At 71.8% G+C, this 24,769-nt stretch carries 26 protein-coding genes; 11 read left to right on the plus strand and 15 right to left on the minus strand.

Annotated features, from left to right (window positions below; all coding sequences use genetic code 11):
• Window positions 1-8: 8 nt before the first annotated feature.
• The gene (locus tag ABEA42_RS00760; protein WP_345500475.1) at window positions 9-512 is read left to right on the plus strand and encodes a DinB family protein; all 504 of its coding nucleotides are present in this window, start codon (window positions 9-11) and stop codon (window positions 510-512) included.
• A 126-nt stretch (window positions 513-638) separates the two neighbouring features.
• Here the strand turns inward: ABEA42_RS00760 and ABEA42_RS00765 are convergent, their stop codons facing one another.
• From ABEA42_RS00765 to ABEA42_RS00780, 4 genes are all read right to left on the minus strand, one after another.
• Window positions 639-1,178, minus strand: coding sequence for a GNAT family N-acetyltransferase (locus tag ABEA42_RS00765; protein ID WP_345500476.1), 540 nt, complete (start codon window positions 1,176-1,178; stop codon window positions 639-641).
• Between the two features lie 42 nt (window positions 1,179-1,220).
• Window positions 1,221-2,243, minus strand: coding sequence for a glycoside hydrolase family protein (locus ABEA42_RS00770; RefSeq protein ID WP_345500477.1), 1,023 nt, complete (start codon window positions 2,241-2,243; stop codon window positions 1,221-1,223).
• A gap of 90 nt (window positions 2,244-2,333) precedes the next feature.
• Window positions 2,334-2,636, minus strand: a complete 303-nt coding sequence (locus ABEA42_RS00775) for a DUF2087 domain-containing protein (protein ID WP_345500479.1) — start codon at window positions 2,634-2,636, stop codon at window positions 2,334-2,336.
• Window positions 2,637-2,657: 21 nt separating this feature from the next.
• Window positions 2,658-3,335: a hypothetical protein gene (locus tag ABEA42_RS00780; protein WP_345500481.1), complete on the minus strand. Its 678-nt coding sequence runs from the start codon at window positions 3,333-3,335 to the stop codon at window positions 2,658-2,660.
• A gap of 102 nt (window positions 3,336-3,437) precedes the next feature.
• Between ABEA42_RS00780 and ABEA42_RS00785 the strand changes: the two genes are divergently transcribed.
• From ABEA42_RS00785 to rarD, 10 genes are all read left to right on the plus strand, one after another.
• The gene (locus ABEA42_RS00785) at window positions 3,438-3,740 is read left to right on the plus strand and encodes an urease subunit gamma (protein ID WP_345500483.1); all 303 of its coding nucleotides are present in this window, start codon (window positions 3,438-3,440) and stop codon (window positions 3,738-3,740) included.
• 54 nt (window positions 3,741-3,794) lie between these two features.
• On the plus strand, window positions 3,795-4,187 hold the full coding sequence (ureB, locus tag ABEA42_RS00790) for an urease subunit beta (protein ID WP_345500484.1): 393 nt from the start codon (window positions 3,795-3,797) through the stop codon (window positions 4,185-4,187).
• Complete coding sequence (locus ABEA42_RS00795; protein ID WP_345500486.1) at window positions 4,180-5,889, plus strand: urease subunit alpha; 1,710 nt, start codon at window positions 4,180-4,182, stop codon at window positions 5,887-5,889. The genes ureB and ABEA42_RS00795 overlap by 8 nt, the downstream gene beginning before the upstream one ends.
• Window positions 5,889-6,596 (plus strand): urease accessory protein UreF, encoded by a 708-nt coding sequence (locus tag ABEA42_RS00800; protein ID WP_345500487.1) that lies wholly within the window; start codon window positions 5,889-5,891, stop codon window positions 6,594-6,596. The genes ABEA42_RS00795 and ABEA42_RS00800 overlap by 1 nt, the downstream gene beginning before the upstream one ends.
• Complete coding sequence (gene ureG / locus ABEA42_RS00805) at window positions 6,589-7,296, plus strand: urease accessory protein UreG (protein ID WP_345500488.1); 708 nt, start codon at window positions 6,589-6,591, stop codon at window positions 7,294-7,296. The genes ABEA42_RS00800 and ureG overlap by 8 nt, the downstream gene beginning before the upstream one ends.
• Window positions 7,280-8,014: an urease accessory protein UreD gene (locus ABEA42_RS00810; RefSeq protein ID WP_345500490.1), complete on the plus strand. Its 735-nt coding sequence runs from the start codon at window positions 7,280-7,282 to the stop codon at window positions 8,012-8,014. The genes ureG and ABEA42_RS00810 overlap by 17 nt, the downstream gene beginning before the upstream one ends.
• A 66-nt stretch (window positions 8,015-8,080) precedes the next feature.
• Window positions 8,081-8,329 (plus strand): SCO4226 family nickel-binding protein, encoded by a 249-nt coding sequence (locus tag ABEA42_RS00815; protein WP_345500491.1) that lies wholly within the window; start codon window positions 8,081-8,083, stop codon window positions 8,327-8,329.
• 207 nt (window positions 8,330-8,536) lie between these two features.
• On the plus strand, window positions 8,537-10,444 hold the full coding sequence (locus ABEA42_RS00820; RefSeq protein ID WP_345500492.1) for a 2-oxoacid:acceptor oxidoreductase subunit alpha: 1,908 nt from the start codon (window positions 8,537-8,539) through the stop codon (window positions 10,442-10,444).
• Window positions 10,441-11,538: a 2-oxoacid:ferredoxin oxidoreductase subunit beta gene (locus ABEA42_RS00825; protein ID WP_345500493.1), complete on the plus strand. Its 1,098-nt coding sequence runs from the start codon at window positions 10,441-10,443 to the stop codon at window positions 11,536-11,538. Before ABEA42_RS00820 ends, ABEA42_RS00825 begins: the two co-directional genes overlap by 4 nt.
• A gap of 20 nt (window positions 11,539-11,558) precedes the next feature.
• Window positions 11,559-12,479, plus strand: a complete 921-nt coding sequence (gene rarD, locus ABEA42_RS00830) for an EamA family transporter RarD (protein WP_345500495.1) — start codon at window positions 11,559-11,561, stop codon at window positions 12,477-12,479.
• Here the strand turns inward: rarD and ABEA42_RS00835 are convergent.
• Genes ABEA42_RS00835 through nuoH form a run of 11 tightly spaced genes read right to left on the minus strand, consistent with a single transcriptional unit; the run spans window position 12,476 to window position 24,715 of the window.
• Window positions 12,476-12,976: a DinB family protein gene (locus ABEA42_RS00835; RefSeq protein WP_345500496.1), complete on the minus strand. Its 501-nt coding sequence runs from the start codon at window positions 12,974-12,976 to the stop codon at window positions 12,476-12,478. The two genes, rarD and ABEA42_RS00835, sit on opposite strands and share 4 nt — an antisense overlap.
• Window positions 12,977-13,035: 59 nt before the next feature.
• Window positions 13,036-14,340 (minus strand): D-arabinono-1,4-lactone oxidase, encoded by a 1,305-nt coding sequence (locus ABEA42_RS00840; protein ID WP_345500497.1) that lies wholly within the window; start codon window positions 14,338-14,340, stop codon window positions 13,036-13,038.
• On the minus strand, window positions 14,337-15,482 hold the full coding sequence (locus tag ABEA42_RS00845; protein ID WP_345500499.1) for an alanine racemase: 1,146 nt from the start codon (window positions 15,480-15,482) through the stop codon (window positions 14,337-14,339). The genes ABEA42_RS00840 and ABEA42_RS00845 overlap by 4 nt, the downstream gene beginning before the upstream one ends.
• 55 nt (window positions 15,483-15,537) lie before the next feature.
• Window positions 15,538-16,539 (minus strand): polyprenyl synthetase family protein, encoded by a 1,002-nt coding sequence (locus ABEA42_RS00850; protein WP_345500500.1) that lies wholly within the window; start codon window positions 16,537-16,539, stop codon window positions 15,538-15,540.
• A complete protein-coding gene (nuoN, locus tag ABEA42_RS00855) occupies window positions 16,536-18,134 on the minus strand; it encodes an NADH-quinone oxidoreductase subunit NuoN (protein ID WP_345500502.1) in 1,599 nt (532 codons plus the stop codon). The genes ABEA42_RS00850 and nuoN overlap by 4 nt, the downstream gene beginning before the upstream one ends.
• On the minus strand, window positions 18,134-19,660 hold the full coding sequence (locus tag ABEA42_RS00860) for an NADH-quinone oxidoreductase subunit M (RefSeq protein WP_345500504.1): 1,527 nt from the start codon (window positions 19,658-19,660) through the stop codon (window positions 18,134-18,136). Before ABEA42_RS00860 ends, nuoN begins: the two co-directional genes overlap by 1 nt.
• Window positions 19,660-21,597, minus strand: a complete 1,938-nt coding sequence (gene nuoL / locus ABEA42_RS00865; protein ID WP_345500505.1) for an NADH-quinone oxidoreductase subunit L — start codon at window positions 21,595-21,597, stop codon at window positions 19,660-19,662. Before nuoL ends, ABEA42_RS00860 begins: the two co-directional genes overlap by 1 nt.
• A gap of 14 nt (window positions 21,598-21,611) precedes the next feature.
• Window positions 21,612-21,911 (minus strand): NADH-quinone oxidoreductase subunit NuoK, encoded by a 300-nt coding sequence (gene nuoK, locus ABEA42_RS00870; protein WP_056882160.1) that lies wholly within the window; start codon window positions 21,909-21,911, stop codon window positions 21,612-21,614.
• Window positions 21,908-22,678, minus strand: coding sequence for an NADH-quinone oxidoreductase subunit J (locus ABEA42_RS00875; protein ID WP_345500506.1), 771 nt, complete (start codon window positions 22,676-22,678; stop codon window positions 21,908-21,910). Before ABEA42_RS00875 ends, nuoK begins: the two co-directional genes overlap by 4 nt.
• Window positions 22,675-23,370, minus strand: a complete 696-nt coding sequence (nuoI, locus tag ABEA42_RS00880; RefSeq protein ID WP_345500508.1) for an NADH-quinone oxidoreductase subunit NuoI — start codon at window positions 23,368-23,370, stop codon at window positions 22,675-22,677. The genes ABEA42_RS00875 and nuoI overlap by 4 nt, the downstream gene beginning before the upstream one ends.
• Window positions 23,363-24,715, minus strand: coding sequence for an NADH-quinone oxidoreductase subunit NuoH (gene nuoH / locus ABEA42_RS00885; RefSeq protein ID WP_345501399.1), 1,353 nt, complete (start codon window positions 24,713-24,715; stop codon window positions 23,363-23,365). The genes nuoI and nuoH overlap by 8 nt, the downstream gene beginning before the upstream one ends.
• Between the last annotated feature and the right edge of the window lie 54 nt (window positions 24,716-24,769).

Below are 24,769 nucleotides of genomic sequence, written 5' to 3' on the forward strand. Positions count from 1 at the left end.
TCGGTGCCATGAAGCCTGACGACACCCCGCCCACCTGGGACGAGCGGACCACCCTGCTCACGATGCTGCAGTACACCCGCGACGTCGCCGCCGGGAAGGCGCGCGACCTCGCCGCGCACCACGTCGCTGCCGCGCCGCTGCCCGGCTCACCACTGATGACGATCGGCGGGGTGCTCAACCACCTGCGCTGGGTCGAGCACTCGTGGGTCGAGAACCGGTTCGTCGGCGGCCCCGACCTCGGGCCGTGGACCGCGGCGGAGCCCGACCGGGAGTTCAGCGTGGGTGCCGAGACACCGTTGGCCCAGACGCTGGAGGAGTACGCCGCGCAGGCCGTGCGGACCGACGCCATCATCGCCGGGCTCGACCTCGACGACGTCTCGGCGACACCCTTCCGCAGCGGCGAGCGCCCGACCCTGCGCTGGGTGCTGCTGCATCTCATCGAGGAGAACGCCCGGCACAACGGCCACCTCGACCTGCTGCGCGAGCTCGCCGACGGCCGGACCGGCGACTAGCCCACCCGCGCCCACCTCCGAGCCCACCCCGCGCCCACCCCGGCCCACCCCCGCAAAACGCCGGTTGCCCGCCATACCGCGGGTTGTCGTCCCGAGTGTTGCCGGGCAACCGGGGTTTTGCCGGGCCTAGTCGTCGAGTCGCTCGAACGCCGGGGCGTACCGGAACGGCCCCCGCACCCCGTCGCCCCAGGCATGGAGCCGACGGAGTATGAAGAACTGCGGACCCCAGTCCTGCGGCGGGGTGACGCCGTGCTCGACAGCCGGCCCGAACCCGAACCGCGGGTAGTAGGTGGGGTGGCCGAGCAGCACCACCCCGCGCTCACCGAGGGCGTCCGCCGCGGCGAGGGTGGCGTGCATGAGCGCCGTCCCCACACCCGAGCGCTGCACCTCGGGCAGCACCCCTAGCGGGCCGAGGCCCACCAGGACCGGCTCCCCGGAGACGGAGGCCCGGCTCACGGCCACGTGACCGGCGACCACGCCGTCGACCTCGGCGACGAGGCAGCACTCGGCCACGAGGTCGCCGTCGGCCCGCAGCTCGTCGACCAGGTCGGCCTCGAGGGTGCCCTGGCGGGCGGGGGCGTCGTCGGTGGCCGGCTTCGCGAAGGCCGCGAGGTGCACGGCCCGTACGGCGTCGGCATCGGCGGGGAGCTCGCGGCGGACGATCATGGCCGCGACCCTAGCCACGGACTGCGCGGTGGCGCCTCCCGTTTACGTGGCGGCGAGGCGGGCGTAGCTCGGGGGCGCGGGGTCGTAGCCCTCGGCGGCGACGAGGTAGCCCTCGGCGTCCAGCGTCACCGGGACGGGGTCGATGATCTCGAACCCGTCGAAGCCCTGGGGTTCGACGTTGCGGAAGCCGACCATCGCCCACGACCCGTCGCGCCGCTGGACGAGCGGCGCCGCGAAGAGGTCGGGCTCGGCCGTGAACGGGCGAGCGGCGTCGATGTCCCACGGCCCCAGCGGACCGGGGCCGGGCACCGACCACGTGCAGTAGTCGCCGGTGCGGGCCCGGCGGTCGGTGGTCATCTCCTGCGGGTGGCAGGTGAAGACGAGTACCCAGCGCCCGTCCACCTGCTTGTCCTGCAGCACCTCGAGCTGGCCGAACCCGGCGCCGGGCTCGCACAGCGGCGCCCCGAGCGTCCAGTGCTCGAGGTCGCCCGAGGTGGCGTGGGCGACGACGCCGTCGTCGTTGCGGGCGGCGTCGCGGGCGCGAGCCGACAGCAGCAGGTGCCAGCCCTCGCCGTCCGGGTCGGCGAAGACGAGCGGGTCGCGCCAGGTCTCGCTCGAACCCTCCAGGTCAGGGCCCTGCGTCGGCGCCGGGGTGTTGGCGAGGTTCTTGTACCAGCGCCCGTCGACCCGCACGGCCGGCTCGGGTGACACGCGCTCCCAGTGGTGCAGGTCGGCGGAGACGGCGGAGCCGACCCGCTGGTCGTAGACGTGGTGCCCGGCGGTCGAGACGGCGGTGTAGAACATCCGCCACCGGTCGCCGTCGCGCACGACCGAGCCGGTCCAGATCGCCAGGTCGTCGAACCCGGTGTCCGCCGGCCCGAAGCACTCGCCGAGGTAGTCCCAGGACACGAGGTCGCGCGAGGTCGCGTGCCCCACCGTCGCGGCGGTGTGCCGCTTCGCCGGGTCCACCAGCGACCGGGGCGCCTGGAGGAAGAACAGGTGGTAGAGGTCGCCGTCGTCGGCGATCCAGGAGTCCCAGACCCAGTGGTCCTCGAGCCGCAGCATGCGCCGAGTCTGGCACCCCCACGCGCTCTGGACCACGCATCGCCGGCCGGGCCCTCCGTGGCGAGCCGCCCGGTCGGGGCCGAAGGAGGCTCAGATGCCGTCGACCGTGCCGCCCGACCGCCAGTAGCGGCCGTCGCGCCGGTCCATGAACCCCTCCTCGACGAGGTACCTCCGCAGCGCGGCGACGTCGTCGTGGAAGGCCCGCAGCCTGGTGTTGACCTCGGTCTCCTCGTAGACCTCGCCCACGGCGAACTCCTGCGCGATGAGGTCCAGCACGACGAGCCGCTTGGCGATCTTGGTCGGGATCGACACGAGGCTGCCGTCGGGGCGCACGAACGCACGCAGCACGGCGTCGCGGTGCTTGAGGGCGTCCTGGAGGGCTGGCCGGTCCATGCCCAGCACCCTAGGCACAGATCACCCGAGCCGCTCGCGCAGGCGCAGCACGGCACCTGCCGTGGCGGCCGGGTCGGTGAGCAGGTGCAGGTGGTGGCCGTCGACCTCCTCCACCGGCCACCCGGCAGCGCGCGCGAAGGCCAGCTCCTCGGCATACGTGCTCCCGAACCCGAGGTATGCAGCGGGCAGCGCCTCCCAGCCGGACGGCACCTCGACCGGGGTCGTGAACCACGACGGCGGGAGCCGGGGTGCCTCGTCTGACACCCGGGTGAACCACTCCCGCGAGGGGAACAGCGGCAGCACGTCGGCGGGGTCCCACCAGAGCGGCCACGGCGGGAGCAGGCCGTCCTCCTGTGGGAGCCCCGCGACGAACTCGCCGAACTGCGGTGGCGCCAGCAGCGTCGTGGCCGCGGCAGCGAGGGGTAGGGCGGCGTCGACGAAGACGACGGACTCGACCGGGGCGGCTGCACGGACGGCAGGCACGAGGTAGCCGGCGTTGCTGTGCGCGACGAGGAGGGGGGCGGCCGACGCGGTCACCTGGTCGACGAACGCCGCGAGCACGGCGGCGGGCACCAGAGCTCCGTCGGGCAGCCGGGCCACCACCGCCCCCGCGCCCCGCGCGGCCAGCGCGTCGACGAGCGGCTCGTAGCCGGCCGGGCCGAGGAGGGGGCTCGGCAGCACAATGACGTCGGCAGGCACCTTCCGCACGGTATCCCCGTCGGGGGTAGCCGGGGCGAAACCCGCTTGAAACACTGCCTTGGTCTACTGGTCCCCAGCCAGTGCCCCGACCAGGAGGCTGCAGTGCACCTGTCCCCCGCCGACACCGAGAAGCTGCTGTTGTCCGTCGCCGGCATGGTCGCGCGCGACCGCCTGGCCCGAGGGGTCCTCCTCAACCACCCCGAGTCGGTCGCGCTGCTGTCCACGTGGGTCGTCGAGCGCGCCCGCGAGGGAGCCCTCGTCGCCGACCTGATGGAGGAGGGCCGCACCGTGCTGCGTCGCGACCAGGTCATGGAGGGCGTGCCGGAGATGGTCGCCGACGTGCAGGTCGAGGCGACGTTCCCGGACGGCCGCAAGCTCGTCACCCTCCACCACCCGATCACCTGACCCGAGCCACCGAGACACCCGAGACACCCGAGACACCCGAGAGCAGGAGATCCGTTGAGCAGCAACAGTTCCGGGCCGGGTGCCGTCCGCGTGAGGCCGGGCACCGTCACCATCAACGCCGACCGCACCGACGACGAGCGCCTCACCCTCGTCATCGTCAACACCGGTGACCGCCCCGTGCAGGTCGGGTCGCACCTGCACCTGCCCGACAGCAACCCGGCCCTCGCCTTCGACCGCGCCGCGGCCCACGGGTTCCGCCTCGACATCCCCAGCGGCACGTCGGTGCGGTTCGAGCCGGGCGTCAGCCGCGAGGTCGCCGCCGTGGCGCTGAAGGGCCGCCGGCGGGTGCCGGGTCTGCAGGTCGACGGCCGGTCCGACGGCAGGCTCGACGGCAGGCTCGGCGGTCGGCTCGACGACACGAACGAGGGAGGTGCCCTCGATGGCTGAGCTCGACCGCGAGCGGTACGCCGCGCTGTACGGCCCCACGAAGGGCGACCAGGTCCGCCTCGGTGACACCGACCTGTGGGTCGAGGTCGAGGACGACCTCACCTTCGGCGGCGAGGAGGCCGTCTTCGGCGGCGGGAAGTCGATCCGCGAGTCGATGGCCCAGGGCCTGCGCACCAGTGCCGACGGGGCGCTGGACACCGTCATCACCAACGCGGTCGTCCTCGACCACTGGGGCATCGTCCGGGCGGACGTCGGCATCCGGGCCGGGCGCATCGTGGCGCTGGGTCGCAGCGGAAACCCCGACATCGCCGACGGCGTGCACCCCGACCTCGAGATCGGCCCCGGCACCGACGTCATCTCCGGCGAGGGCCGCATCCTCACCGCCGGCGGCATCGACCTGCACGTCCACTTCCTGTCGACCAGCCAGGTGCACGAGGCGCTCGCCGCCGGGCTGACGACGCTCGGCGGCGGAGGCACCGGGCCGTCCGAGGGGTCCAAGGCGACCACCGTGACGCCCGGACCGTGGCACCTGCGCTCCGTGCACCGCGGGCTGGACCACCTGCCCGTCAACGTGCTCCTCATGGGCAAGGGCAACACCGTCAGTGCCGCGGGGCTGCGCGAGCAGGCGCTGGCCGGCGCGGCGGCGTACAAGGTGCACGAGGACTGGGGAAGCACCCCGGCGGCCATCGACGCGGCGCTGCGCGCGGCCGACGAGTTCGGACTCCAGGTGACGCTGCACAGCGACAGCCTCAACGAGGCCGGCTACGTCGACTCGACCCTGCGGGCGATCGGCGGGCGCAGCATCCACGCGTTCCACACCGAGGGAGCCGGCGGCGGCCACGCGCCCGACATCATCACCATCGCGAGCCACGCCAACGTGCTGCCGGGGTCGACCAACCCGACACTGCCGCACACCGTCAACACCGTCGCCGAGCACCTCGACATGCTCATGGTCTGCCATCACCTCAACCCCGCGGTGCCGGAGGACCTGGCCTTCGCCGAGAGCCGGATCCGGGCGACCACCATCGCCGCCGAGGACCTGTTGCACGACCTCGGGGCGCTGTCGATGACGAGCTCGGACGCCCAGGCCATGGGCCGCATCGGCGAGGTCGTCACCCGGACCTGGCAGGTCGCGCACGTGATGAAGGCGAGGTACGGCGCCCTCGGCGACAGCCTGCCGGCCGACAACGAGCGGGCCCGGCGCTACGTCGCGAAGTACACGATCAACCCGGCCATCGCGCACGGCATCGACCACGAGGTCGGCTCCGTCGAACCGGGCAAGCTCGCCGACCTCGTGCTGTGGGACCCGAAGTTCTTCGGGTGGCGCCCGGACGTCGTCATCAAGGGCGGGGCGATCGTGTATGCCGCGCTCGGTGACCCGAACGCGTCGATCCCGACGCCGCAGCCGGTGCTCATGCGCCCCGCGCTGGTCGCCGAGGGCGGCGCCGGCGCCGACCGCTCGCTGACCTTCGTCGCGCCGGCGGCGCTGGAGGCCGGCCTGGCCGACGACCTGGGCCTGCGCCGCCACCTGTCGGCCGTGCGACCGACCCGCCAGGTGACCAAGGCCGACATGGTCAACAACAGCGCCACCCCGGCGATCGAGGTGGACCCCGAGTCGTTCGAGATCCGCGTCGAGGGCGAGGTCGTCACGCCGTCCCCCGCCACGGAGGTGCCGCTGGCCCAGCGGTACTCACTGTTCTGATGACGCCCGATCCAGTGTCGCCGCCTGCCGGGAGAGCAGCCCTCCCCCACCCCGAGCTCGCCGCGATGCTGCTCGCCGACGGGCGGCTGCCGGTCGGCGGCCACACCCAGTCCTCCGGCCTCGAGCCGGCGCTTCTCGGCGGCCTGGCCGAGGGCGACATCCCGGGGCTGGTGCAGACCCGGCTGTGCACCGTGGTCCGAGTCGAGGCCGCCGTCGCCGTCGTCACCCGGCACCACGTCCTCGCCGGCCTGCCGCTCCAGCCCGTGCAAGACGCCTGGGCGGCCCGGACCCCCAGCGAGGTGTCGCGCGCGGCGTCGGTCGCCGTGGGGCGCGGCCAGCGTCGGCTGGCCCTGCGGCTGTGGCCCGGGTCGGCAGCGGCCACCTCGCTCGCCGACCTGCCCACGCCGTGCCGCCCCGTCGCCGTCGGCGCCATGGCTGCGGCAGCGGGTCTCGACGCGGCTCGGACCGCACGGCTCGTGGCGTACGACGACGTGCAGACGCTGTGCGCCGCCGCCCTCAAGCTGTGCCCCCTCGACCCCGCCGACGCGACGGCCTGGCTGCTGGACGCCGGCGCGGCCGTCGAGGAGGTCGTCTCGGCGGTCGCGCACCTCACCGAGCCCCGCGCCGTACCCGCTCCTGCAGCCCCGCTGCTCGAGCAGTGGCAGCACCACCACCCGACCCACCCCCGGAGGTTGTTCAGTGCCTGACGCCAGCCCGTCCCCCACCCGCGCCCTGCGCCTCGGCGTCGCCGGGCCCGTCGGCACCGGCAAGTCGTCACTCATCGGAATGCTGTGCCGCGAGCTCGGCGGCACCCTCGAGCTCGGCGTCGTCACCAACGACATCTACACCGACGAGGACGCCCGGATGCTGCGTGCGGCAGGGGTGCTCGACCCGGAGCGGATCCGCGCCGTCGAGACCGGCGCCTGCCCGCACACCGCGATCCGTGACGACGTCAGCGCCAACCTCTCGGCCGTCGAGGACCTCGAGGCCGACTTCGCGCCGCTCGACCTCGTGCTGGTCGAGTCCGGTGGCGACAACCTGACCGCGACGTTCTCCCCCGCCCTCGTGGACGCCCAGGTCTTCGTCCTCGACGTCGCGGGCGGCGGTGACGTGGTCCGCAAGGGCGGTCCCGGCATCTCCCGCGCCGACCTGCTGGTCGTCAACAAGACCGACCTCGCGCCGTACGTCGGGGTCGACGCCGAGCTCATGGCCCGGGAGGGCCGGCACGCGCGCGAGGGCCGCCCGGTCATCGCGCTCTCGCGCACCGATCCGGCATCCGTCGCGGAGCTGAGGGCGTGGGTGCTCGGCGTCCTCGAGGAGCACCGCGGCGGCGGCCGCACCCCCGTCGACCCCGGCCCGATGGCCCCGCACTCCCACGCCGGCGGTGAGGGTGCCCACACGCACTGACGTCCGGACCGCCCGCGTCGCCCTGCTCCCCGACGACACGCGGCGGGGCGGCCCGGCGCGCCTCGACCTCCGTGGGGGCCTCGTCAGCCCCCGGGTCGTCCGCCAGGGCGCCGCGAGCGCCGAGGTCGCGCTCATCGCCACGACCGCGACCCTGCTCGGCGGCGACGAGCTGCGGCTGTCCGTCGAGGTCGGCCCGGGGCTCCGGCTGGACCTGCGCGACGTCGCCGGCACCGTGGCCTACCACGGTCGCGGCGCGGGCAGCCTCGTCGAGGTGGCGCTCACCGTGCACCCCGGCGCCGTCCTCGTGTGGGCCGGTGAGCCCCTCGTGGTCTGCGACGGCGCGCGGGTCGTGCGCACCCTCGACGTCGACGTCGCCGACACGGGTCGGCTGCTGCTGCGCGACCGCGTCGCCCTCGGACGCACCGGCGAAACCGGTGGCGACCTCACCTGCCGGACGACCATGGCGTACGCGGCCCGGCCGGCCCTCGTCGAGGAGCTCACCCTGCGTGGCGGGTCGGGTGCCGGGACCGGCGTACTCGGCGGCGCGCGGGTCGTGGACTCGGTCACGGCCCTCGGGTGGCGCCCCGCCGACCCCGGTCGTGACGTCTTCACCCTGCACGAGCCCGGAGCCCTCGGCCGGCAGCTGGCCACGGACGCGCACCACTCGACCCTCGGCCGGACCTGGGACGCCTGGGCCCGCGCCCTGCCGTCATTTTGACGGAGGAGCAGCCAGCGGCCCCGGCGTAGCGTGGCGAGACCACCACCCCTCAGGGAAGGAGCTCCCATGGCCCAGTTCATGGACGTCCACACGAGCATGCCGGGCGTCACGGCGCAGGCGCTGCACGAGGCGCACCAGGCCGACCTGGCGATCCAGGACGACGAGTCGGTGCAGTTCACCCACGCCTGGGCGGACCCGGAGTCGGGCCACGTCTTCTGCCTCTCCGAGGGCCCCAGCAAGGAGGCGGTGCAGCGCATCCACGAGCGGGCCGGACACCCCTACGACGAGATCCACGAGATCACCGTCACGGCCTGAACCCGCGGCCGCGACGGCTCGGTGCGGCCTGCCCCTCCATAACGTCGTGTTACGCGTCTCAAAAGCAGGGTGGCCGGTTTGCCCTGACCTGCACCGACGTACGATGGATGGGCAGGCTGCGCCCAGGCGCCGTCCGTGCGCCGAGCGGCTCCGGACGGCCCGGGACGACAGCCCCGAGAACTGTTCGTCCACGACCGTCAGGACCGCATGAGCAGCAAGACCGTCGAGAAGCTGGACCGTGTCGTCATCCGCTTCGCAGGGGACTCCGGCGACGGCATGCAGCTGACCGGTGACCGGTTCACCTCGGAGACCGCGGCCCTCGGCAACGACCTGTCGACGCTGCCCAACTTCCCGGCCGAGATCCGCGCGCCCCAGGGCACGCTCCCGGGCGTCTCCAGCTTCCAGCTGCACTTCGCCGACCACGACGTGCTCACCCCCGGCGACGCCCCCGACGTGCTCGTCGCGATGAACCCCGCCGCCCTCAAGGCCAACCTGCGCGACCTGCCCCGCGGCGCCACGATCATCGCCAACACCGACGAGTTCACCAAGCGCAACCTCGGCAAGGTCGGCTACGCGACCAACCCCCTCGAGGACGGCAGCCTGGAGTCCTGGCACGTCCACCCCGTCGCCCTGACCTCCATCACCGTGGAGGCCCTGGCCGCGTTCGACTCCCTGTCCCGCAAGGACAAGGAGCGCGCCAAGAACATGTTCGCGCTCGGCCTCCTGTCGTGGATGTACCACCGCCCGACCACGGGCACCGAGGCGTTCCTCGCGAAGAAGTTCGGGTCGAAGCCGGACATCCTCGAGGCCAACCTCACCGCCCTGCGGGCGGGCCTCAACTACGGCGAGACGACCGAGGACTTCGCGGTCTCCTACGAGATCGCCCCCGCGGTGATGCCCGCCGGGACCTACCGCAACATCACCGGCAACGCGGCACTGGCCTACGGCCTGGTCACCGCGGCGCACCGCGCAGGCCGGCCGATGCTGCTGGGCTCCTACCCCATCACCCCCGCCTCCGACATCCTCCACACCCTCTCGGGGCTCAAGCGCTACGGCGTGACCACGCTGCAGGCCGAGGACGAGATCGCCGGCATCGGCGCGGCGCTGGGCGCGAGCTTCGGCGGTGCCATCGGCGTGACGACGACCTCGGGGCCCGGGGTGGCCCTGAAGTCCGAGACCATCGGCCTGGCGGTCTCCCTGGAGCTGCCGCTCGTCATCGTCGACGTCCAGCGTGGTGGCCCCTCGACCGGCCTGCCCACCAAGACCGAGCAGTCCGACCTCCTGCAGGCGATGTTCGGTCGCAACGGCGAGTCGCCGGTCCCGATCGTGGCGCCGCGCTCGCCCGCCGACTGCTTCGACGCAGCCCTGGAGGCGGTCCGGATCGCCACCACCTACCGCACGCCCGTCTTCGTCCTCTCGGACGGCTACCTCGCCAACGGGTCCGAGCCGTGGGCCGTACCCAGCGTGGCCGACCTGCCCGACCTCACGGTGGAGCTCGCGACCGAGCCCAACGCCACCGACGACCAGGGCAAGCCGGTGTTCCACCCGTTCCTGCGCGACGAGCGCACGCTCGCCAGGCCGTGGGCGGTGCCGGGCACCCCCGGGCTCGAGCACCGGGTCGGCGGCATCGAGAAGGCCGACGTCACCGGCAACATCTCCTACGACCCCGACAACCACGACCTCATGACCCGGCTGCGTGCCGGCAAGGTCGAGCGGATCGCCGACACGATCGGGGACCTCGAGGTCGACGACCCCAGCGGCGAGGCCTCGATCCTCGTCCTCGGCTGGGGGTCGACCTACGGGCCGATCGCCGCCGCGGTGCGCAGCGTCCGCAACACCGGGGTCCACGTGGCGCGCGCCCACCTGCGCCACCTCAACCCGTTCCCGTCCAACACCGGCGAGGTGCTGCGGCGCTACGACCGGGTCCTCGTGCCCGAGATGAACATGGGCCAGCTCGCGATGCTGCTGCGCGCCAAGTACCTCGTGGACGTGCACTCGTTCACCCAGGTGCGCGGCCTGCCGTTCACGACCGTCGAGCTCGCCGACGCGATCGTGGGCCTGGCCGCCGGCACCGACGCCGACGAGCCCGTCACCACCCAGGGAGGCCACTCATGAGCACCGACCTCGGCATGCCGTCGACCGGCGTGCCCCAGGGCACGGCCGGCGTCCCCCGCCTCGCCGACGACGCCCCGCGGCAGACCAAGAAGGAGTTCACCTCCGACCAGGAGGTGCGCTGGTGCCCCGGCTGCGGCGACTACGCGATCCTGGCCGCCGTGCAGGGCTTCCTGCCCGAGCTCGGGCTCAAGCGCGAGAACATCGTCTTCGTCTCCGGCATCGGGTGCTCCTCGCGCTTCCCGTACTACCTCGACACCTACGGCATGCACTCGATCCACGGTCGAGCGCCTGCCATCGCGACCGGGCTCGCCACGAGCCGGGAGGACCTGTCGGTGTGGGTCGTCACCGGTGACGGCGACGCGCTGTCCATCGGCGGCAACCACCTGATCCACGCGCTGCGCCGCAACGTCAACATGACGATCCTGTTGTTCAACAACCAGATCTACGGCCTCACCAAGGGCCAGTACTCGCCCACGTCCGAGGTCGGCAAGGTCACCAAGTCGACGCCCATGGGCTCGGTGGACCACCCGTTCAACCCGGTGTCGCTCGCCCTCGGTGCCGAGGCGACCTTCGTCGCACGCACCATGGACTCCGACCGCAAGCACCTCACCGAGATCCTCAAGGCGGCGGCCGCCCACCGTGGCACCGCGCTGGTGGAGATCTACCAGAACTGCCCGATCTTCAACGACGGCGCCTTCGACCTCATCAAGGACCGCAGCGAGCAGGAGGCCCGGATCGTCCACCTCGCCGACGGCGAGCGCGTCCAGGTCGGTCCCGAGGCCGACCGGCAGGTGCTGGTCCGTGGTGAGGGCGGGACGATGGAGTTCGTACCGGAGGCGCAGGCGGCCGGGCGCGACGTCGTGGTCCACGACGCCCACGCGGGCGACCCCACCCAGGCGTTCGCCCTCTCGCGCCTGGACTCCCCGCACATGACGCACGTCCCCATGGGCATCTTCCGCGACGTGGTCCGCCCCACCTACGACGACCTCGTCCGCGCGCAGGTCGCCGCCGCGGTCGACACCTCGGGTGGGCCGGCCGACGACGCCGACCTCGACCAGCTGCTGCGCGGGCGCGACACCTGGACCGTCGCCTGAGCACCGACGGGGCGGCTCCCGTGGACGGCCGCGACGAGACCCGTCGCGGCGCGCTGCAGGGCCTGCTCGCCTACGCCGTCTGGGGTGTCTTCCCGCTCTACTTCGCCGCGCTGAAGCCGGCCGGTGCCTGGGAGATCCTCGCCCACCGCATCCTGTGGACGCTGCTGCTGTGCGCCCTGGTGCTGCTCGCGCGCCGCGACCTCGGGTGGGCCCGGCAGCTGTGGCAGCGCCCGCGGCTGGGTCTCGGCGTCACCACCGCTGCGCTGCTCATCGCCGTCAACTGGGTCGTGTACGTCGCGGCGGTGCTCGGCGGGCGCACCACCGAGGCCGCGCTGGGCTACTTCCTCAACCCGATCGTCACCGTCGCCCTCGGCGTGTTCGTCCTGCGCGAGCGACTCCGGGCTCTGCAGTGGGTCGCGGTGGCCATCGGCGCGGTGGCCTTCGTCTACCTGTCGGTGGCGGCCCGAGCGGTGCCGGTCATCGCGATCACCCTGGCCCTGTCGTTCGGCCTCTACGGCCTGGTCAAGAAGAAGGTGGGTGTGTCGCTGCAGGCGATGCACTCCCTCGCGGCAGAGACCGCGGTCCTCGCCCCGGTCGCCGCCGTGATGCTCGTCGTGCTCACGGCCCGGGGCGAGACCACCTTCACCACCGAGGGCCCCCTGCACACGGCGCTGCTCGTGGCAGCCGGGGTCGCGACGGCCGCTCCCCTGCTCCTGTTCGCGGGTGCTGCCCGCCGGGTGCCGCTGGTGACGATCGGGCTGCTGCAGTTCATCACGCCGGTCCTGCAGCTGCTCTGCGGCGTGCTGCTGCTCCACGAGCACATGACGACGAGTCGCTGGACCGGGTTCGCGATCGTGTGGGTCGCCCTCGCCGTCCTCACCGTCGACTCCGTGCGCAACCTGCCGCGGCGGTCGCCCGCACCGGTCGCCGTGCCCTCCTAGTCCTTCGGGACGTGGTGGCCGGTGCCGCCGTCGAGCAGCTCCCGCAGGATGTCGGCGTGCCCGGCGTGCCGCACGGTGTCCTCGACCATGTGCACGAGCACCCACCGCATGCTCACCGTGTGGCCGGCGTACGACGTGCCGGTCGCGTCGAGGCCCAGCTCGCGCACGGCGGCGTCGCTGGCTGCCCAGGACCGCCGGTAGAAGTCGACGACGTCCTGCGTGGTCTCCCCCTCCGCGGCGCGCATGTCCGCCTCGAGGTCCTGCGAGATGTCGGTGAGCGGCTCGGTCCGCCGGCCGAAGGTCTCGCAGAACCAGCCGTACTCGGCGTTGGCGAGGTGCTTGACCAGGCCGAGGAGGTTGGTGCCGCTGGGCACCATCGGCCGTCGTTGCTGCTCGTCGGTGAGGCCGTCGAGCTTCCAGAGCATGACGTCGCGGTGGCTCTGCAACGCGGCCAGCAGGATCGTCGTCTCGTCACCCGTGCGCGGCTCGTCCCTCATGGCCACGCACGCTAACGGGGACGTCAGACAGGCGGGGAGCAGGGCCGGAGGCAGGCGGCTCAGTCGCCCAGGACGTGGCGCAGGTGGTCGTTGGTGAAGGTCCGGCCGGGGTCGAGCCGGTCGCGCACGCCGAGGAAGTCCCCGAAGCGGGGGTAGAGCTCGGCCAGCCGGTCGGCTCCGAGGGTGTGCAGCTTCCCCCAGTGCGGGCGACCCTGGTGCTCGGCGACGATCGCCTCGAACGCCGCGAACACACCGCCGTCGTCCATCCGGTGGTACTGGTGCACCGCGACGTAGGCGTTGTCGCGCTCGTAGCCGGTCGACAGCCAGATGTCGTCGGCGCCGGTGAACCGCAGCTCGACGGGGAACGGCAGCGATACGTCGTGGCGGTCGACCCAGTCGCGCAGCGCGCGGACGACGTCGCCGGCAGCCGCCCGCGGCACCGCGTACTCGCTCTCCCGGAACCGCACCTGGCGCGGGGAGCAGAACACCTTCCACGAGTCGTCGGTGTAGTCCCGCGCCGACAGGGTGCGCGACGTCAGCTGGTTGAGCCGCGGCACGATGCGGGGCCACCGGGTGCTCACGCGGTTGACCACCTCGAAGAAGCGGTTCGAGAGCAGGTCGTCGTCGAGGGTGGCGCGCCAGGCGGGCAGCGGGCGGCCGGCGGAGTCTTCACCGACGCGGTCGTTGTGCTTCACCAGGACCCGGTCGGTGTGGGGGAACCAGTGCATGTCCACGTGGTCGTGACGGGCGACGTCGTCGTCCACGGAGGAGAGCACGTCGTGGAGGTCGGCACCGTGCTCCTGCGCGTGGAGCCGGAACGCCGGCACGCACTGCAGCTCGACCTCCGTCACCACCCCGAGCGCACCGAGCCCGACCCGTGCGGCTGCGAAGACCTCGGGCTCCAGCGTCGCCGAGCAGCGCAGCACGGTGCCGTCCGCGAGCACGAGGACCAGCCCCGTCACCGCCGAGGCGATGCCCTGGTACCGGGCGCCGGAGCCGTGGGTGCCGGTGGCGATGGCGCCGCTGATGGTCTGGCGGTCGATGTCACCGAGGTTGGGCAGCGCGAGGCCGAGGGCCTGCAGGGCGGGGTTGAGGACGTGCAGGGGCGTCCCAGCGCCGACGGTGACCCGGCCGGTCACGGTGTCGGCGGTGAGGATGCCGCTCAGGTGGTCGAGGCGCACGTGCACCCCGTCGGTGGTGGCGACGGGGGTGAAGGAGTGCCCGGACCCCACGGCCTTGACCCGCGTGCCGTCGGCGGAGGCCCGGGCGACCGTCGTGGCGAGCTCCTCGACGTCACGCGGCACCTCGACCCGCGCGGGGTGGCACGTCTGGTTGCGCCCCCAGTTGGTCCACGTGGCGCTCATCCGAAGTTCCGCCCCTCTCCGCGGTAGGTGGGCACGGTCTCCACCAGGTCCTGCCCGCGCACGAGGTGCAGGGCGTCGAACCGCTCGCAGAGCTCGCCGGCCTTGGCGTGCCGGAACCAGACGCGGTCACCGACGCGCAGGCTGCCCGTCCCCGGTCCCCGCAGCGGCGTCTGTACCTCGCCGGCACCTTCCCGGCGCACGAGGTCCAGGCCTGACCGGCCGAACACGGAGGGCAGCCGGTTCCACCCCGGTGGACCCGACGCGATGTAGCCGCCACCCGACACCGTCACGAACCCCGGGCCGGAGCGGCGGGTGACCGCGAGGGCGAAGGCCGCCGCAGGTCTCGGGCTGAAGTCGTCGTAGCCGTCGAACAGCGTGGGCCCGTAGAGGCCGGAGCCGGCTGCCACCTCGGTGACGACGGGGTCGAGTGCCGTGAGGTGGACCGAGCCCGTGCCACCACCGTTGACGAACTCCAGGTCGCTCACCTGGCGCACCGCCGCCACGACCGCGGCACGCCGTTCGAGCAGCGACGCCGCCGAGCGCCGCTTCACCAGGCGCACGGCGGGCGAGGTGTCGGGGAGCCCCGCGATCTGGGCGTCGTAGAACATCAGGCCGACGACGTCGAGCCCGGCGGCGACGGCGGCCCCTGCCACCGCGGCGGCCTGCGCAGGGCTGCGGACGGGCGAGCGCCGCACCCCGATGTGAAGGCGCCCGAGGCGCAGCGACGCGTCGACGTCGACCGCGACCCGCAGGCCGTGCGGGCGGTCGAGGGAGGCCAGCAGCTCCACGTGCTCGAGGGAGTCGATGGTGAGCGTGACCCTCCGGGCGGCCCACGGGTCCCGGCCGAGCTCGGCGAGGGCCAGCACGTCGACGCTCGGGTAGGCGACGAACACGTCGTCGACCCCGGACTCCACCAGCCAGCAGGCCTCCCGCACGGAGTACGCCATGACGCCGGCGAAGCCCGGGCGGTTCAGCACCCGTGCCAGCAGCGAGCGGCACCGCACCGACTTGGAGGCCACCCTGATGGGCACGCCCCGGGCACGGCGGACCAGGTCGTCGGCGTTCGCCTCGAGAGCGTCGAGGTCGACCACCGCGAGCGGCGCGGCGAGGCCGGTGGTGGCCACGTCCCAGTTCCGGGTCACGTGCGCGACCCTACCTGCGGCTCGTGCCCCGCCGACCGGAATGCGCCCTGCGGGTTCAGCCGACGCGGGTGACGACGCTGCTCGCCAGGGCCGCCAGGGCGGTGCGCGCCTCGCTGTCCGGCAGCCCGTCCAGCGCGGCGACAGCTTCCTCGGCGACGGCGTTGGTCTGCTCCTGCGCCAGGTCCATCGCGGGGTGGGCCCGAAGGAGCCGCAGGGCCTCGGCCAGCGCGTCCTCGTCGCGCAGGTCCGAGAGCAGCAGCTCCTGCAGGCGGGCGTCGGCCGGGTCGGTGGACGCCAGCGCGAACAGCACGGGCAGCGTCCGCTTGCCCTCGCGCAGGTCCGTCCCGGGGGTCTTGCCCGTGTCCTCGGAGTCGGAGGCGATGTCGATGAGGTCGTCGGCGAGCTGGAACGCCATCCCCAGCCGCTCGCCGTACTCGCGCAGGGTCTCGACCGTGACCGGGTCGCAGCCGGCGAACATCGCGCCGTACCGCGCCGCGGTGGCGATGAGGACCCCGGTCTTGTCCGCGAGCACCTGCAGGTAGTAGTCGACCGGGTCGGCGCCTTCCGGAGCCGGCCGGGCGTCCCGGATCTGGCCGGAGCACAGCCGCACGAACGTCTGCGCCTGGATCTTGACGGCCTCGGGACCGAGGTCGGCGATGATCGAGGAGGCCGTGCCGAACAGCAGGTCGCCGACGAGGATCGCCGTGGAGTTGTCGTACAGGGCGTTGGCGCTGGGAGCCCCCCGCCGCACGAGGGCCTCGTCCATGACGTCGTCGTGGTAGAGCGAGGCCAGGTGGGTCAGCTCGACCCCGGTGGCCGCGGCCACCACCTCGCGGTTGACGCCCGAACCCACCTCCGAGGCCAGCAGGGTCAGCAGCGGGCGGAACCGCTTGCCGCCTGCCTCGGCGAGGTGCACGTTGGCACCGGCGATGAACGGGTCCTCGTGGTCGACCTCGCGGCGCAGCAGCGCGTCGACCTCCGCCAGCCCGTCCTGGAGCCGGCTGGCCAGCTCCTCGGACGTGGCCGGCAGCGCGAGGACCGGCGGCGTCGGGCTCACTTGAGCAGGAACTGCGACGAACGCTCGGCGAGGTCGAGGACCTGCGACGGCAGCACGCCGAGGACGAGGGTGACGAGGGTGCCCACCGTGATCGCGATCGTCGTGTAGGCCGACGCGGACTCCGCGACGACGGCCTCCCCTGCCGGGGCCTCGGTGAAGTACATGAGCACGATCAGGCGGACGTAGACGAACGCGGTGATGACGCTGCACAGCACACCGATGACGACGAGCGCGACGCCCGAGGTGCCACCGAAGGCGACCGCCGGCGAGAATGCCGCGAACTTGGCGGTGAAACCCGAGGTCAGCGGGATGCCCGCGAAGGCCAGCAGCAGGAAGGCGAAGACGCCCGCGACCACGGGGTGGTTGCGGCCGAGCCCGGCCCACTGGGACAGGTGCGAGGCCTCGGAACCGCCCTGGCGGACCATGGAGACGATCGCGAAGCCCGCGATGGTCATGAAGCCGTAGGCGACGAGGTAGAAGAGCGTGCCCGCGACACCGGTGCGGTCGAAGGACAGCACGGCCACGAGGATGAAGCCCGCGTGGGCGATCGAGGAGTAGGCGAGCAGCCGCTTGACGTCGGTCTGCGTCACCGACAGCACGGCACCGACGACCATGGTCAAGGCGGCGACGGCGATGACGCCACCGCGCCAGTCCCAGCGGTTGGCCTCGATGCCGACGTAGACGATGCGCAGGATCGCGCCGAACGCGGCGACCTTGGTGCAGGCGGCCATGAACCCGGTGACCGGGGTCGGGGCGCCCTGGTAGACGTCCGGGGTCCACGAGTGGAACGGCACGGCGCCGACCTTGAACAGCAGCCCGACGAGGACGAAGACGACGCCCGGCAGGAGCAGGCCCTCGAGGTTGGCCGAGGCGCCCGAGACCGCGGTGGCGATGTCGGCGATGTAGATGGACCCGGCGTAGCCGTAGAGCAGCGCCGCGCCGAAGAGGAAGAACGCCGAGCTGAAGGCGCCGAGGAGGAAGTACTTCAGCGACGCCTCCTGCGAGAGCAGGCGGCGACGGCGGGCCAGGCCGCACATGAGGTAGAGCGGCAGCGACAGGACCTCGAGCGCGACGAACATCGTCAGCAGGTCACCGGCGGCGGGGAACAGCATCATGCCCACGACGGCGAACAGCGTCAGCGGGAAGACCTCGCTGGTGGCCAGCCCGGCGCGCAGGGCGGCTGCCTCGTGCGGCGAGCCGGGGACCGCGGCACCCATGGGGGTGAACGCGTCGGAGCCCTGGCCGCCGAACTTCTCGGCCATGGTGAGGATCCCGAGCACCGACATGAGCAGGATCGCGCCCTGCAGGAACAGCGCGGGTCCGTCGATGATCACGGCCTGGGCGAGCGTGCCTCCCCGGTTGGCCGCGTCGGTCGACACGGCGACGAGGACGACGAAGGCGGCGACCAGGGTCACCAGCGCCAGCGCCACCTGGGCGGTGTGCCGCGCCCGGCGGGGCGCGAAGGCCTCGACCAGGACGCCGATGAGCGCGCCGGCGACGACGATGAGCATCGGGGCGATGGCGCCGTAGTTGACGTCGGCGGCCTTGAAGGCTGCCGGCACCATGGGCGCGGCCAGGACAGTCACGGCGGGCATTACTTCGTGCTCCCGTCAGCGGAGGTCGGGGTGGGGTCGGTGACGCCGACGTACTGCAGCGTCTTCGACACGGCCGGGTTGAGCATGTCCAGCGCCGGCTTCGGGTAGAAGCCGAGGACCACGAACGCGGCGATGAGCGGGGCGACGACGATCTTCTCGCGCAGGCTGATGTCGCGGACCGGGCCCTCGAGCTCCGGCTTGGGACCGGTCATCATCCGCTTGTACATGAGGAGGATGTAGAGGGCGGCCAGGACGATGCCTGCCGTCGCGACGACCGCGGCGAACTTGTAGCGCTGGAACGTCCCGACGAGCACGAGGAACTCCGAGACGAACGAGCTCAGACCCGGCAGCGCCAGGCCCGACAGGCCGGCGACGAGGAAGACCCCCGCGAGGCCGGGCGTGACGCGCTGCCAGCCGCCGAAGTCGGGGATGCGCTTGCTGCCGCGCCGGGCCACGAGCATGGCACCGACGAGGAAGAGTGCAGCGGTCGAGAAGCCGTGGTTGAGCATGTAGAGCGTCGACCCGGCGGCGCCGGTCGTCGTGAAGGCGAAGATGCCGAGCACGATGAAGCCGAAGTGGCTGACCGAGGTGTAGGCGATCAGGCGCATGAGGTCGGTCTGGCCGATCGCGAGCAGCGCGCCGTACAGGATCGAGATGACCGCGAGCACGAGCACCACGGGGGTGGCCCAGCGGCTGGCCTCCGGGAAGAGCTGGAGGCAGAACCGGATCATCCCGAAGGTGCCGACCTTGTCGAGGACGCCGACGAGCAGCACCGCGGTGGCGGGGCGCGCCTCGGTGGCCGCGTCGGGCAGCCAGGTGTGCACGGGCCACATCGGCGCCTTCACCGCGAAGGCGAAGAAGAAGGCGACGAACATGAGGCGCTCGGGCGTGGTGCCGAGGTGCAGGCCGGTCAGCTTGGAGACGAGGAAGCCGTCCGCCCCGCCGGGCCCGTAGTGGTAGAGCGCCAGGACGCCCACGAGCATCACGAGGCCGCCGGCGAGGGAGAACAGCAGGAACTTCACCGCGGCGTACTGGCGGCGCGGGCCGCCGTAGGAGCCGATCAGGAAGTAGACCGGGATGAGCATGGCCTCGAAGAAGACGTAGAACAGGAAGACGTCGGTGGCGGCGAAGACACCGACCATGAACGTCTCGAGTGCCAGCAGCAGCGCGAAGTAGTTCTTCTCCCGCTTGCCGCCCTCCGGCACGTCCCGCCACGCAGCGAGGATGCACACGGGCGTGAGGACGAGCGCCATGAGGATCATGACGAGCGCGATGCCGTCGACGCCCACCGCGTAGGAGACACCGAACTGCGGGATCCACTCGTGCTGCTCGCTGAGCTGGAACTGCGTGCCCGACTTGTTCTCGAACTGCAGGGCGGCCGCGATGCCCATGACGAGCGTCACGACGGAGACACCGAGCGCGATGTGCTTGGCCCGGTCGGTCACCCCTGCCGGGAGGGCGGCCACGACGGCAGCACCGATGAGCGGGATCAACCCGATCACGGTCAGCCAGGGGAAGTTCGTCATCACTGGATCACCCACAGAGCACCGAGGATCACGACGACGCCGGCAAGCATCGTCAGGGCATAGGAACGTGCGAAGCCGTTCTGCAGGCGACGCAGGCGACTGGACGTGCCACCGACGAGGGCAGCCAAGCCGCCGAACCCGCCGTCGACGCCGCGGTTGTCCGCGAAGACGAGGGCACGGGTCAGGTGGAGGCCGGGGCGCATGAACACGCCCTCGTTGACGTCGTCCTGGTAGAGGTCGCGGCGCGCGGCCCGCGTGACCAGCGAACCGGTCGGCTGGGCCTGCGGCACCTCGTCACGCCAGTAGCGCATCCAGGCCAGGGCGACCCCGCCGAGCACGAGCAGCAGGGTGAGGATGGTGATGACCGGCACCGACAGCACCGGGTGCTCCTCACCGTGCGAGCCGGTGATGGGCTCGAGCCAGTGGGTGAAGGTGCCACCGATGGACAGGACGAGGCCGAGCAGGGCCGACCCGACGGCCAGCACCATCATCGGCACGGTCATCGTCAGGGGCGACTCGTGCGGGTGCACGTCCTCGGTCCAGCGCTTCTTGCCGTGGAAGGTCATGAAGAACAGGCGCGACATGTAGAAGGCGGTGATCCCGGCGCCGATCATCGCGGTGAGCCCGAAGACCCACGGGCGCCAGCCCTCGCCGATGAACGCGGCCTCGATGATCTTGTCCTTGGACCAGTAGCCCGAGAACGGCGGCAGGCCGAGGATGGCGAGCCAGCCGAGCCCGAAGGTCACCCAGGTGATCTTCATGGCGCCCGACAGCCCACCGAAGCGGCGCATGTCGACCTGGTCGTCCATGCCGTGCATGACCGAGCCGGCGCCGAGGAACATCCCGGCCTTGAAGAAGCCGTGCGTCAGCAGGTGGAAGATCGCGAAGGCGGCACCGACCGGGCCGAGGCCGGCGGCGAGCATCATGTAGCCGATCTGGCTCATCGTCGAGGCGGCAAGCGCCTTCTTGATGTCGTCCTTGGCGCAACCGACGACCGCGCCGAAGAGCAGCGTGATGGCGCCGACGATGACGACGACGAGCTGGGCGTTGGGCGCGTGGTTGAAGATGAAGCCACTGCGCACGACGAGGTAGACACCGGCGGTGACCATGGTCGCGGCGTGGATCAGCGCCGACACCGGCGTCGGGCCGGCCATGGCGTCGCCGAGCCAGCTCTGCAGCGGGAACTGCGCCGACTTGCCGCAGGCACCGAGCAGGAGCATCAGGCCGATGGCCGTGAGGACCCCCTCCCCCGCGCCGCCCTGGGCGGCCTGCTGCACACCGGCGAAGGAGACCGTGCCGAACGCGGCGAACATGATCATGATCGCGACGGACAGGCCGAAGTCACCGACGCGGTTGACCACGAAGGCCTTGTTGGCCGCGGTCGCGTACGCCGGGTTGTGGTTCCAGAACCCGATGAGCAGGTAGGACGCGAGGCCCACGCCCTCCCAGCCGACGTACAGGAGCAGGTAGGAGTCGGCGAGCACCAGCAGGAGCATCGCGGCGACGAACAGGTTGAGGTAGGCGAAGAAGCGGCGCTTGTCCGGGTCGTGCTCCATGTAGCCCAGGGAGTAGACGTGGATCAGCGAGCCGACGAACGTCACCAGCAGCACGAAGGTCACCGACAGCTGGTCGATGAGCATGCCGGCGTCGACGTTGAACGACCCGGCCGGCACCCAGCTGAACAGGTGCAGCGACGCGGCCCGGGCCCCGGGGTCGCGGCCGATCATCGAGATCCAGATGATCGCGCCGACGACGAACGCGGCCCACGACATCGCGGTGGCGAACAGCGGCCCCCACTTGTCGGTGGCGCGTCCCCCGAGGAGGAGCACGGCGGCACCGAGCATGGGCAGCGCGACGAGCAGCCACGCGTATGCCGTGATGCCGGTGGCCGCGGTGGCGGCACCGTCGGCGGCGGCGAGAGTTGCGAGGGAAGTCACCTTCGAGGCCCCTTCTACAGCTTCAGGAGGTTGGCGTCGTCGACCGAGGCCGACCGGCGGGCACGGAAGATGGCCATGATGATCGCGAGGCCGACGACCACCTCGGCGGCGGCGACCACCATGACGAACAGGGCGATCACCTGGCCGTCGAGGTTGCCGTTCATCCGCGCGAAGGTCACGAACATGAGGTTGGTGGCGTTGAGCATCAGCTCGACACCCATGAACACGATGATGGCGTTGCGCCGCATGAGGACGGTGGCACCACCGATCGCGAACAGCAGGGTCGCGAGGTAGATGTAGTTGACGAGGTTCACCGCTGTGAGCCCTCCTCGATCTCGTGCTCGATGTCGTGCTCGGACTCGACGTGGCGGACAGGGGCGACGATCTGCTCGCGGGCGGTGAGCACGCGCGACACCGACAGCTCGCTGGGCGTGCCGTCGGGCAGCAGGGCCGGGGTGTCGACGGCGTTGCTGCGCGCGTAGACACCGGGGGCCGGCAGGCCGGCGACGTTGCGGTTGTCGCGGATGCGCCGCTCGGACCACAGCCGCTGGCTGGGCTTGGCACCGATGCGCTCGCGGTGCGCCAGCACCATCGCGCCGAGCGCGGCGGTGATGAGCAGGGCCGAGGTGATCTCGAACGTCCAGACGTACTTGCCGAAGATCAGCTCGGCGACGCCCGTGACGTTGCCGGTGCTCTCGTTGACGCCGGACAGGCCCTTCATGGGCGCGAACCGGACCCGGCCGACGGCGGTGAAGACCAGGGCGGCGAGGCCCAGGGCCAGCAGGACCGAGGCCCACTTCTGTCCCTTGAGGGTCTCCACGAGCGAGTCGGAGGAGTCGACGCCGACGAGCATGAGGACGAAGAGGAACAGCATCATCACGGCGCCGGTGTAGACGAAGATCTGGATGATGCCGAGGAAGTCGGCCTGCTGCGCGATGTAGAACACGCCGAGGTTGATCATCACCAGGGCCATGCCGAGCGCCGCGTGCACCGCCTTCTTGGCGAAGACGAGGCCGAGCGCCCCGAGGACGCTGATGGGTGCGAGCACCCAGAACATGATCTGCTCACCGAGGCCGGTCATCGGCGCACCGCCTCTCCACTGCTCTCACGGGTCGCCTGGCGGGTCCGCACCGTGTCGACGCCCTCGACGGGGTCGCCGGTGGGGGCGAGGCCGTCTTGGGGCTGGACGTCGTGCGCCGTCACCCACGCCTCCTGCTCGGGCGTCGCCCTGGCGACCTTGCCCTGGTAGTAGTCGCGCTCCTCCATGCCGTCCACCATCGGGTGGGGCGCGGGGAGCATGCCCTCGGCCAGGGGCGCGAGGAGCTGCTCCTTGGTGAAGATGAGGTCGCCGCGGTTGTTGTCCGCGAGCTCGTAGAAGTTGGTCATCGTGAGGGCCCGCGTCGGGCACGCCTCGATGCACAGGCCGCAGAAGATGCAGCGCAGGTAGTTGATCTGGTAGACGCGGCCGTAGCGCTCGCCGGGCGAGAACCGCCCGAGGCCGCCCTCGGTGTCGTCGTTCTGCGCGCCCTCGACGAGGATCGCGTCGGCCGGGCAGGCCCACGCGCACAGCTCGCAGCCGACGCACTTCTCGAGGCCGTCGGGGTGCCGGTTGAGCTGGTGGCGCCCGTGGAAGCGCGGCTGCGTGGGCCGCTTCTCCTCCGGGTACTCCTCCGTCTCGAGCTTGCGGAACATCGTGGCGAAGGTGACGCCGAAGCCACCCACCGGGGCGAAGAGGTCGGCGAGGAACCCGCCCTTCTTCTGCTCGTCAGCCACGGGTGGCCTCCTTCTCGGGTGCGCGTTCGCTGCGGTCGCTGAGGGCCATGCTCGGCTCCTTGAGTCGCTGTCCGGGCAGGGGCGGCACCGGGTAGCCGCCCGCGAACGGGTCGACCTCCTCCGGCGCGGGGGCGTTGCGGACCGCGTCGCGCTCGATCTTCTTGTTGTCCCACAGCCAGACCGCGAGCAGCGCGGCGAGCGAGACGATGACGACGAAGACGATGCTGAACAGCGGGAACCGGCGGTTGCCCAGGGTCAGGGCCGCGTCACCGAAGTAGCCGAGCTGGCTGCCACGGATGAAGGCCACGACGACGACCCAGGCCAGCGTCACGGGGATGAGGAACTTCCAGCCGAAGCGCATGAACTGGTCGTAGCGGACACGGGGCAGCGAGCCACGCAGCCACACGAAGAAGAACATGAACAGCCAGAGCTTGATGACGAACCAGAGCAGGCCCCACCAGCCGTGGTTGAACATGCCGTCGTTGATGGCGGCGATGCCGGGAGGCGCCTGCCAGCCACCGAGGAACATCGTCGTGGCCAGCGCGGAGACGGTGAACATGTTGACGTACTCGCCGAGGAAGAACATCGCGAACTTCAGCGAGGAGTACTCGGTGTGGAAGCCACCGGTGAGCTCGCCCTCGCCCTCGGCGAGGTCGAACGGCAGGCGGTTGGTCTCGCCGACCATGGTGATGACGTAGACGAAGAAGCTGAAGAACGCCGGGATGATGTACCAGAGGTCCTTCTGCGACGCGACGATCTGCGAGGTCGACATCGAGCCGGAGTAGAGGAAGACCGCGACGAGCGACAGGCCCATGGCGATCTCGTAGGAGATGACCTGGGCGGTCGAGCGCAGGCCACCGAGCAGGGGGTAGGTCGAGCCCGACGACCAGCCGGCGAGCACGATGCCGTAGACGCCGACACCCGCGACCGCGAGGACCAGCAGCACCGCGACGGGGATGTCGGTGAGCTGCAGCGGGGTGCGGTGGCCGAACATCGACACGGTTGGCCCGAGCGGGATGATCGCGAACGACACGAACGCCATGGCGCCGGCGATGGCCGGGGCCAGCGCGAAGACGACCTTGTCGGCGTTCTTGGGGGTCAGGTCCTCCTTGAGCGCCAGCTTGATGCCGTCGGCCAGGGTCTGCAGCAGGCCGAAGGGGCCCGTGCGGTTGGGGCCGGGGCGCTGCTGCATGCGACCGATGACGCGGCGCTCGAACCAGATGACGACGAGCGTGTTGACCAGCAGGAAGACGAAGACGAACAGCGCCTTGACCAGGTGGAGCCACCACGGGGTGTCGCTGAAGTCGGTGCGGGGGTTGTCGGCGAACGGCACGTTCGCGGCCAGCCCGGCCGTGAGGTGCGGTAGGCCGGTGACGGCCTGTGCGGCGTACGTCACGGT

Origin of the sequence: Pedococcus ginsenosidimutans (assembly GCF_039544395.1) — a bacterium.
Taxonomy (GTDB): Bacteria; Actinomycetota; Actinomycetes; order Actinomycetales; family Dermatophilaceae; genus Pedococcus; species Pedococcus ginsenosidimutans.